Source organism: Microcoleus sp. F10-B2, assembly GCF_036704965.1.
Lineage (GTDB): Bacteria > Cyanobacteriota > Cyanobacteriia > Cyanobacteriales > Microcoleaceae > Microcoleus.
This window is the reverse complement of sequence record NZ_JAUBTB010000159.1, coordinates 1-9,477: the sequence shown is the minus strand read 5'-3', so window position 1 is coordinate 9,477 and position 9,477 is coordinate 1. Positions and strand designations below refer to the sequence as shown.

Annotated in this window: 8 protein-coding genes; 2 read left to right on the top strand and 6 right to left on the bottom strand. The window is 42.1% G+C overall.

All coding sequences use genetic code 11. From position 1 onward, the window contains the following. Positions 1 to 195 precede the first annotated feature (195 nt). The 4 genes from QUA99_RS31485 to QUA99_RS31470 all read right to left on the bottom strand — a co-directional run bounded on the left by QUA99_RS31485 (position 196) and on the right by QUA99_RS31470 (position 2,176). On the bottom strand, positions 196 to 654 hold the full coding sequence (locus tag QUA99_RS31485; RefSeq protein ID WP_333245080.1) for a hypothetical protein: 459 nt from the start codon (positions 652 to 654) through the stop codon (positions 196 to 198). A gap of 54 nt (positions 655 to 708) precedes the next feature. Beyond that, the gene (locus QUA99_RS31480; protein ID WP_333245083.1) at positions 709 to 1,071 is read right to left on the bottom strand and encodes a hypothetical protein; all 363 of its coding nucleotides are present in this window, start codon (positions 1,069 to 1,071) and stop codon (positions 709 to 711) included. 84 nt (positions 1,072 to 1,155) lie between these two features. Then, positions 1,156 to 1,494: a hypothetical protein gene (locus QUA99_RS31475; protein ID WP_015178798.1), complete on the bottom strand. Its 339-nt coding sequence runs from the start codon at positions 1,492 to 1,494 to the stop codon at positions 1,156 to 1,158. 184 nt (positions 1,495 to 1,678) lie between these two features. Then, complete coding sequence (locus QUA99_RS31470; RefSeq protein ID WP_333245085.1) at positions 1,679 to 2,176, bottom strand: hypothetical protein; 498 nt, start codon at positions 2,174 to 2,176, stop codon at positions 1,679 to 1,681. A gap of 703 nt (positions 2,177 to 2,879) precedes the next feature. Between QUA99_RS31470 and QUA99_RS31465 the strand changes: the two genes are divergently transcribed. Then, positions 2,880 to 4,862 carry an NB-ARC domain-containing protein gene (locus tag QUA99_RS31465; protein ID WP_333245087.1) on the top strand — a complete coding sequence of 661 codons (1,983 nt, stop codon included), beginning with the start codon at positions 2,880 to 2,882 and terminating at the stop codon, positions 4,860 to 4,862. A 117-nt stretch (positions 4,863 to 4,979) separates the two neighbouring features. Here QUA99_RS31465 and QUA99_RS31460 read toward each other — a convergent pair whose 3' ends face one another. Beyond that, positions 4,980 to 5,177 carry a hypothetical protein gene (locus tag QUA99_RS31460; protein WP_333245090.1) on the bottom strand — a complete coding sequence of 66 codons (198 nt, stop codon included), beginning with the start codon at positions 5,175 to 5,177 and terminating at the stop codon, positions 4,980 to 4,982. A 263-nt stretch (positions 5,178 to 5,440) separates the two neighbouring features. Between QUA99_RS31460 and QUA99_RS31455 the strand changes: the two genes are divergently transcribed. After that, positions 5,441 to 7,219: an SWIM zinc finger domain-containing protein gene (locus QUA99_RS31455; RefSeq protein WP_333245093.1), complete on the top strand. Its 1,779-nt coding sequence runs from the start codon at positions 5,441 to 5,443 to the stop codon at positions 7,217 to 7,219. 9 nt (positions 7,220 to 7,228) lie between these two features. Here QUA99_RS31455 and QUA99_RS31450 read toward each other — a convergent pair whose 3' ends face one another. Beyond that, on the bottom strand, positions 7,229 to 9,349 hold the full coding sequence (locus tag QUA99_RS31450; protein ID WP_333245096.1) for a CHAT domain-containing tetratricopeptide repeat protein: 2,121 nt from the start codon (positions 9,347 to 9,349) through the stop codon (positions 7,229 to 7,231). Positions 9,350 to 9,477 lie beyond the last annotated feature (128 nt).

Here is a 9,477-nt window from a genome sequence, read left to right as displayed (position 1 = left end):
TTCAGCCTAAAAGTGTTTGGCTTCCAAGTTTTCACAACTGATAAAGAAATCCGACCCACATCTGCGGAATGTGGGGTTGAATGTTAACCGTTAACTCGGGATCGCAAAACTCAATGATGGTTGAGTGTTGAATGTTGACTCGATTTTACGCCCGACGATGAAGCGCGGATTTGATATGATATCTACTCTCTTGACTCAAATATTCAAAGGACGGGATGGCGGTGGTGGCATTGGCGGTTTAGCGATCGCCAGAGACTTAGAATAGCGAGCCTCTAAAACACCAGTTCTAAACTGAGCCACTTTTTCTCCTTTCCTGTGAAATACTATCACATTAACCCGACTGCTGTAAATAGTCAGATAGCGCTGTTTGACAATGAACGCAAGAATAATAAATACAACACCGATAAAAATACCGAGAGTTGGAATTCCTAACCAAAACAGCCACCAAGTACAACCCTCTCCTGTTTCAATCGCTCTAACATCCTCAATCGGAATAAACACCTCTTTTGTTTCTAAACCGAAAAAAGATTCCGAGCTGATTTGTAACATTTCGCCAACTAATTTAACCGCAATTGTGCCATTACTTTGAACGGGAACAATCCCCACAATTTGACCAGGTGTACCGCTGATTTGGATGACTTGATTAGATTTCATATTTATTGTCAATTGACGGTTCGGAAAAGCTATTAGAGCGCCTCATTTTAGGATTTAGCACCTCCGAAGAATTGTATAACAACAACCTCGACCTATTTGTTGACTCACACTTGCTCTTCCTATCGCCACAAGTACCACTAAAACCTCTTGCGTATAATAGGAAAGCTGATGCCCATAGCTGTAAGGTAAATCTAACTGGCTGGCCACTGGTTTGAGGACATTTGCTGCTTCATCTTTATTAACTTGATGTCCCTTGAGTTGATTGTACAAATACTCGACTACTTCACAAGTAATGTTTTTTGTAAATACGATGGTAGGTCTTTGAGCCTTAAGCACATCTACTCGATAGTTTGAGCCTTCACGGTAGACGAGGTGGCAGTTGCGTAATCTAACCTCTCCAATCAATTCGCTCTCCATCTGTTCATCCTATTCGATTCTCTAAGCAATTAGCAGCGTTCTCTCTTGGGCAATTTACAAATAAAATTGCTCGTTTTATATTTACTAACACCCAAACTCTTCCGCAAGTCTCCGCCTCAAATCTCCAGATAGTGGTAATTGGCGGATTTCTTTGCAAATTGCAGCATGAGATTCTCCATTTTGAATGCGCTGCCTGTAAATTCCAATTAACAGCGCTTCAAGACCGTACTTAGATAACATTTCCGTCGCTAAACCGATGATGCCCAGCAAAGCAATGCCACCGAACATTCCTGCTGGCCCACCTAACATTGCCAAAGCCGTCGTAATTGCGGCCGCTCCTGCAAAACCTGTAGTTGCCATCACAATTAGAAGTAAAATTACAGGCAATCCTAGTCCTGCAGCTTTCCTAACAAACTCGTCCATAATGTTGCTCCTAGTCTGTATATAGAGGAGTTAAAAATCAGAGAATTTTGTTTTTTGGCTGGACTTCCCTTTAACAAAAGGATTCAATTAAACAAGCAAAAAAAAATATTTACTGATTTCATGAATTTTTCCTAATTTATTGAAGGATTTGGTATGTGTTTAAGTTTGATCTCTAGTATCTTACCTAGTCCCACTCCAAAAACTTGATAGACAAATCATTGTTACTGCGATCGCCTAGTTGAAGAGCATTATCCATAATTCTCCTGAATTCATAACCCTGATTGCGAGCTAATACACCCCCAAGCGGAACAGTCAAAAATTCGACGACAGCCCCGTCTCGTTTATCGATAAATTGGACGCTGATAGACTGAACTTTTGCCGTCTTACTTTGCTTGTTGGTCAACCGCCCTACAAGAAATCGCTGAGTTCCTGTATTTTCCATCGCTAATCCCGTTAACTCCAGTCCATTCACAAGCTGAACCCTAAAAGGGTCTGGCTTCCGCGTGTTTTCAGGTGGTTTGGGAAATCGACAAAGCCGATCGAGAGATTCATACTGTTTTCTTTCAGAATTCAACTGAAAACACCCCGGATATTCTTGGGCGATCGCCCTCGGAAACAGATTGAAAACAGACAGAAGCGCGATCGTAGGTAAAGCGGTTATCAACTTGACGCACCTAAACATGGCTTTTTACTCTCCAATCAGCAACGATACTCGTAAGTTGTTTTAGTCCAGCAGTTTTCACAGGTAAATCTGGTTTCGACCTCTACTGATTAACCAGGGTCAAACCCAAAAATTATGCAAAGCTGAGGGGGAAACTGTATTCAGGTTCGCTGAACTCAGAAAGCTCTCCGGCTGCGCCGACTTTCTGAAACATCCACCGCACCTAACTGAGATTAATGTATCAAATACAGTTCTAGCTTGTCAAGCTAATACTCAAAAGAATCTCATTAAATGAGATAAAAGCATCAAAAGTCGATTTCACAAGGCTCTAGCCCCTCTAACGGCAACTGAAACAAGCTCTAAACCTCTACCAATCAAGTACCCAGACTGAGCAACGGCTCCAAATTTCAGCCGATCGCCCCTCAATTATTCTGTTGTTTATCTCGTTTACCTCGTTTACCTCGTTCTAAGTGAGAAAAAAGCCCATATAATCAAGTTACAGTCCAGAAGCCTCTGTTTGCGCCACCCCTCAGTTCTTCTGTTGTATATCTCGTTTATCTCGTTCTAAGTGAGAAAAAAGCCCATATAATCAAGTTACAGCCCAGAAGCCTCTGTTTCCAATGCCAAAATTCCTGTGTTCGCTTATTTGGCGCGATCGCCCCGTCGTTTCCCAGCTATCTTTGAGTAGAACCGCCCGCTTTGTAATACCTGTATTCAACGTAGTATGAAACTTCCCGAAGATTTTTTAATAACTTTAGCCACTAAAGTTGGTATTTCCGAAAACGAATTTGAAGTCTTATCAAGAGCCATCAAAGGCGAATCCATGTCTGATATTTCAGACCAGCTTCGCGTTCGCAAAGATGCCTTACAAAAACGCCTGGGCGAAGTGTATAAAAAATTTGAAGTTCAAGGTGCCGGGCCTGGAAAATTAGCAAAACTCCAGCAAATTCTCGTAACTGAATACCAGAAACAAGTTGCCACTAACCGTCAGGATGCTACAACCGACCGCGAAGTTGATCCCACCCTAGAGAATACCCGCTTCCAAGACGCAACTATCCCTCAATTTTCACCGCGTATTGATTGGGGAGAAGTCCCAGCTCAAGAACCTTTCTACGGGCGTCATTCCGAAATAGAAACTCTCAAAAAATGGATAGTAACAAACCGTTGTCGAGTAGTCACAATTTGTGGCATGGGAGGGATTGGCAAAACAGCATTAGCTACGCAAACTCTACAACAAATTCAAGGGGAATTTCAAACCATAATCTGGCGAAATATCGCCACCTCTGGCCCCCTTGCAAAACTCTTGCCAGACCTCTTGCAATTCCTATCTCATCATTCAGACATCGACCTTCCCAAACCCAGCAACTCACTCATCTCTCAATTAATAGAATATTTGCGTTTAACCCGCTGTTTATTAGTCTTCGATGAAGTCGAAACTATCCTCGAAAGCGGACAGCTATCAGGACACTACCGCCCCGGATACGAAAGTTACCGGGAACTCTTCCAACAAATAGCACAAACCCCTCACCGAAGTTGCCTGCTTATCATCAGTTGGACTCACCCTATAGAAATTTATAATGTAGCAGAAAGAGCCTTACATTGTCGAGCTTTAGAACTGAGTGAATTACCAGAAAAGGATGCCAAACCAATCATTTTATCCGCCCCCCAAGTTTCTACTTCAGAGAGTAATTTACTATCAGAAATCATTTACCTATATGGTGGTAATCCCCTCCTTTTAAAAATAGCCGTCACTCACGCTCAAGATATGTTAGCGGGCAATTTAGCACAACTCATTAAAAAAACTCCGTCGGTTATTGAGGGCATTGTCCGAGATTATTTTGAGCATCAATTTCAGGAGTTTTCTGAATTAGAAGTAAAAGTATTGTCTTGTTTGGCGAGCAATAAACCCGCCACCCTTAGCGAGTTGCAATCCAGTCTACTATTTGCTGAAGACTTATCAGAATTGAAACTGGCTGTAGAAATTCTCATCGAGCGATCGCTCCTGCAAGCCCTCACCGACTCCGGGGAAGAACGCCTGACAGTCAGCCCGCAGGCTAGGCTATTTATCACCCATCAATTAATTGCTAAATACCTGAATCAAATTGGTTACAAGAAATACTTAGAGAGTGAGTTACAGACTGCAAAAGGTTATTTAACACAAACCATTCGCTACAATCCAGAACTGCCAGCAGCTAACTACAATTTAGGGTCAACCTACGAAAAACTAGAAGATTTGCCCAACGCTCGCCAGCACTACAAAAAAGCAGCAGAATATAAAAACAGTCGCGCTGCAGGTGCTGCTGTCAATAATTTAGCTCGATTGGAAATTCTGAGCGAAAATTTTGACGTAGCGGTAGAACTAATTCTCTCCATTTTGCCAGAAGTTAATGACAAAATGGTGCAAGTTACACTCCACAAAAATCTGGGATGGGCTTATCTAGGACTGCAACTTTACAGTGACGCAGAGACTCACTTGCAAAAAGCAATTGAATTAGATAACTCCTATCCTATTGCACACTGCTTGCTAGCACAATTTCTCGAAGCAAAAGGGGATACAATAGCAGCTCTTTCTTGCTGGCAAAAATGCCTGAATTGCTCTGCACAAGACCAACAACAAAAAGGTGTGGCGTGGAAACTTCCAGAATTAAGTATTTGGAAGAGTTTTGCCCGCGATCGCCTCAGCGCTTCGGGCAGAGAAGCTAATTAATTGAATTACTGTAGGGTGCGTCAGTAGTTCTCAGTTTTTCGCTCCTACTTCACCTCCTACTTCACCATTTAACTAGCTGACGCACCCTACTGAACGATCGCTAACAATTAAAGTTATTTAGTTCGGAGGAACTATCGGATCGTCCTCTCCAGAAGTGCATTTTGTTCTGCGCTCAGCTTGGGCAATTTCCATCAAGAGGTAACTACCAATGGCTGATACTAAACTTGCCTCTATATTGGCAATGATTTCTCCCGCAGCATTGGGAACCCCCATTGCTAATAATGTCAGGGGGGTAGATGAAATTATAGGTATCACAGCTTGTTTCTCCGTCAAGGAAAGGGATCAGGGAGAAGCTAGTTGGCCAACTGCGCTCTATTATTAACCAGGGGGTAGGGAGACAATTATGCAAAATTTTCAGAAAAAATTTCCCCTCATCAAGCTGCAAACCTTCTCAGTGCTTGCTTTACGGATTATTGAAATTTCTGAAAATCTTACATTGAGACACAATTAAATCCTAGGCAGAGTACATCTCTGAGGTAAAATCAAGTCTAATCCTTTAATTGCTCAGGCATAGTCTCATGCCAATTCCCAAACTCAGTGAAGCGACGATCCAGCATAATACCTCTGCCGCATCCCTCAAGCGCGGTGAAACTTACTATTTAGCGGGTAATGTTACTAGCGCAGTCCTGCGTGGCAATATCGTGCAAGCAATAGTGGAGGGTTCTGCTGTGCAACCTTACCGTATTACGATAAAATTTGATGACGCTAATGTGGCATCATCAAATTGCACTTGTGCTTACGATCGCGTTGGGTGGTGTAAACATATTGCTGCTACCATGTTATTATGTCTGCGACAACCACAAATAATTGAGCAGCGCCCCACACTGGAACAGTTACTCGATCGCCTCACCGATGTACAAACCCAGCAATTAATACAACATTTAGTAGAAAAGGAACCCTCACTCATCGATCCGATCGAACGATACATTAACTTAATTGCTATTCCTACGCCTCCACAGCAACCTACTAAAGCACCCCGTCGCACCTCCATTAATCCTGCTCCCTTTCGACAACAAGTACGACAAATTTTGCGAAATGCTGTGCGTTATTTCGACGAGGGATGGGAGGAAGAAGACCCCATTACAGAAGAACTATTAGATGTGATTCAGCAAGCGCAGGAATTGATTGCAGAGGGAGATGGTAACAACGCCTTAGTAATTTTACAAGCCATCACCGAAGCCTGCGTTAAAGATTGGGATGACGTAGAAGAATATGGCGCTGAAAGTTCTGATATAGCTAACGCTTTGGATGAAGCTTGGACAGAAGCCATTTTGACGGCCGAACTAACTGCTGAAGAAGAGATCGATATCCAGGTGATGTTAGAAGGTTGGCAAGATCAATGGGATTGCGATTTCACCATGAGCTTGAAAGCTTTACGCCAAGGTTGGGATGACCCCCTAATTCAAGAGGTACTTCAAGGAAATATTACGGGGCAAGAAATAGAAGCTAATGACGCACCAGAAGGTGCTAATAACTTAGCATTAATTCGCTTGCAAATCCTCGATCGCCAGGAACGCTATCAAGAATACTTATACTTAGCGCAAGCAGAAAACTGCTCTCAACAATACTTGACGATGTTAAGTCGTTTGGGGAGAGTAGAAGAAGCAGTGGAAGCTGCTGCTACTCAGATGAAATCAGCGGAAGATGCTTTTGCTCTCGCTCAAAGTTTACAAGCACAGGAAGCCCAAGCTGAAGCTCTAAAAATTGCTCAAACTGGGTTGAAGTTGTCAGGTAACTGCCTTTATAAACTGGCAATTTGGACGAGTGAGTTGGCTGTTGAATTGGGACAAAACGAAGTTGCATTAAATTCTAGAATGCGGGTTTTTGAAATCAAACCATCCTTTGCCGATTATCTTTTAGTGAAGGAGTTTGCAGGAAACAGTTGGTCAACTGTGAAAGCAAATTTGTTAGCAACTCTGAGAAGTGATAGAAGTTGGGGAGTTTCTGAAGCACAGGTTGATATTTTTCTCTATGAGGGACTTATTGAAGATGCGATCGCTGTTGCTGATGGCTTAAGTGGCTACGAATCGGCACTGATTCACCGAGTAATGGGGGCTGCGATCGCCCACCGTCCCGATTGGACGATCGCCAATGCTTGTCGGCTTGCTGAATCGATTATGGATCGCGGGAAATCAGAGGACTACGATCGTGCAATTAAGTGGTTGGAAAAAGCCCGCGCTGCCTATTTACAAATGGGGCAAAATCTTCAGTGGTCTGCTTATCGTTCTCAACTTATGCAAGTACACAATCGGAAGCGGAAGTTAATGGGGATGCTGAAGAGTCCAGACTTAGATTGAGGCTGAATTTTACCGTAAACCGGAACAAGTGAAAGCAGCCCAATAAAAAGGGTCAGCAAAAGGGAAATCTAAGCAACTAATTATTTCCAGTCGTTGCAAAGTTTTGTAATTGCGTGTTGCTGTTTCGGCCCGCTTTTCTTCCTCTTGTAGCCATTGCAGATAGTCGGCAGAACCTTCTGAATAGGAATTACGCTGGTTTTCTGCAAACTGGCGATCGCCCTCTGCCTCTTCAAATTTGCGTTCTAATAAATCACCAAGTTGCCGAGAATAGCAAGCGACAAATTCTGACCCAGAGAGCGATCGCAAATTTATTTGTGCTTGCTGCAAGGCTTTTGGGCGGCTACTTCCTTGCTGCCGAAGTTTGTGATAAAAAATTGAAAATAACGCTGTTGCTAAATCATCTACAGCCCACAGCGTGCTCACAACACTCCGAGCACCCGCACATAAAAAGCCCGTCGATAATGTCAAAATATCATCAGTAATTTCCGTAGTTCCTAGCCCTGTTTCACAACAGGATAAAAACACATCAACTAGATGAGGAAGCCGCCAGCCCGGTGTCATTAACTGCCCCAAAGTAATGCTACCATCTGCCAATTCCAGTCTGGATTCTAACGGATTATCAAGGCGAGATTGAGCATGATGGCTAGAGATAATTCCCTCGACTTGTTGAGACAGTTGCCGATAGTTGCTGACCGTTGCTTGGCTACGTCCTCGTAAGTGTTGTTCATTGTGAATATTATACAGTTTGGCAATTTGTTCACCCTCAAAACTTGCACAGGGTAAATCTTCCGTTGCATCTTCCACAATACCATACATTAGTCGATCGTTGACAGGTGGACGTTTGTGGCAAAATTCTAAAACTTGACAACTAGGAGTGTAACGAATTATAAATTTATCGCCTAAATATTGACCATTTTCTAAGGGTAAAGCAGCAAAAGGAATTTGGTGTAGGCAAAGGTGAGGAACAATAATCAGTTCCTCGATATTATTAAGGTACTGACGAATCAGGTTATCGATTTGCAGGCGGCGGGAAAGTTTCGATAAAAACTGCGGAATTCGATTTCTCCACTTAGCTTTACATTGTAATTGCTCTTGGGCTGATTTACTTGAATCGCCAGCCTCCAAGTATGGTTTTAGCCAATCTTCATTAATCCATTGTTGTAAGTTTTTTCCTCGCTTTCGCGTTATTTTGTACAAATTAAGTTCGGCTTGTCGCAAAACAAATACATATGTATCTTCATCAGTAGTGTAAAAATTAAGTATAGCTGTAGTAGGGCGATCGATGAGTTCTTGGATCGCGGTTAAATTAGGGGGACTGACTTGAATTTCGCCAGCTAAAACCGGATCTAAACGTCGTAGTTGTTCCCAAATTTGTTGTTTTTCACTTTCTAAACCTTGGATATTTTCACTAATGGCTTCTAAAGCTGCTCTATTGCGTGTACGATCCATATCCATTAGATCCTTAGCTCTAACTGCAATTAACTTCTGCTTTTTACTTGATTTCTTTAAACCGGAACGTTCGCAATCTATCTGTCGTTGAATTCCTTCAAATTCTGCTAAATATTCTTCTACTTCTGAAGGTATATCTCCATGAGAGTAAAGGTCATTACTGGCAATTAAATCTACTAAGCGACGAGAACGGGAACGCTCTACATATTCAAAAGCTTGTGAAAAATTTTTCGTATTAACTAATGCTTGTACAATATGTTCATAAAGATATATATCTTCTCCTAAAATTTCTTGGCGGCGTCGATCGGTATTAGCCCAAACTCGCAATTGTTCTAAAGCTTCAATAGCAAAACAATACCCTTCAATAGCTTCTCTCCATAGTCCTAATTTGAAGGCAATTTGACCTAAAATTTGTCCCGAAATCAGACAATGCTGGGGGAAAGCTTGAGGAGTTCTGACTTTTAATGCTAATTTCAAGTATTGCATTGCTTCGGTAAACTGCTCTAAATTGTGGTATAGATAACCTAAATTATTTTGTACAGTTGCCCAATCTTCAGGAAAATCTTTGAGAGTATAAACTTCTAAAGCAGCTTGGTAATAGTCCCGCGCCAGTTTTAGATTTTCGTCAATACTTCCTTGAGTGCGATCGCTATAAGCATAACCTAAGTTTAATTGCACCATAGCCCAATCTTCAGGAAAATCTTTCTGAGTATAAACTTCCAAAGCTGACTTATATAGCGTTTCCTATGGTCATGAGGTACAGTAGCAACAATGAGCAAACCAGTTATGAATATCTTTTTTAGTAACTT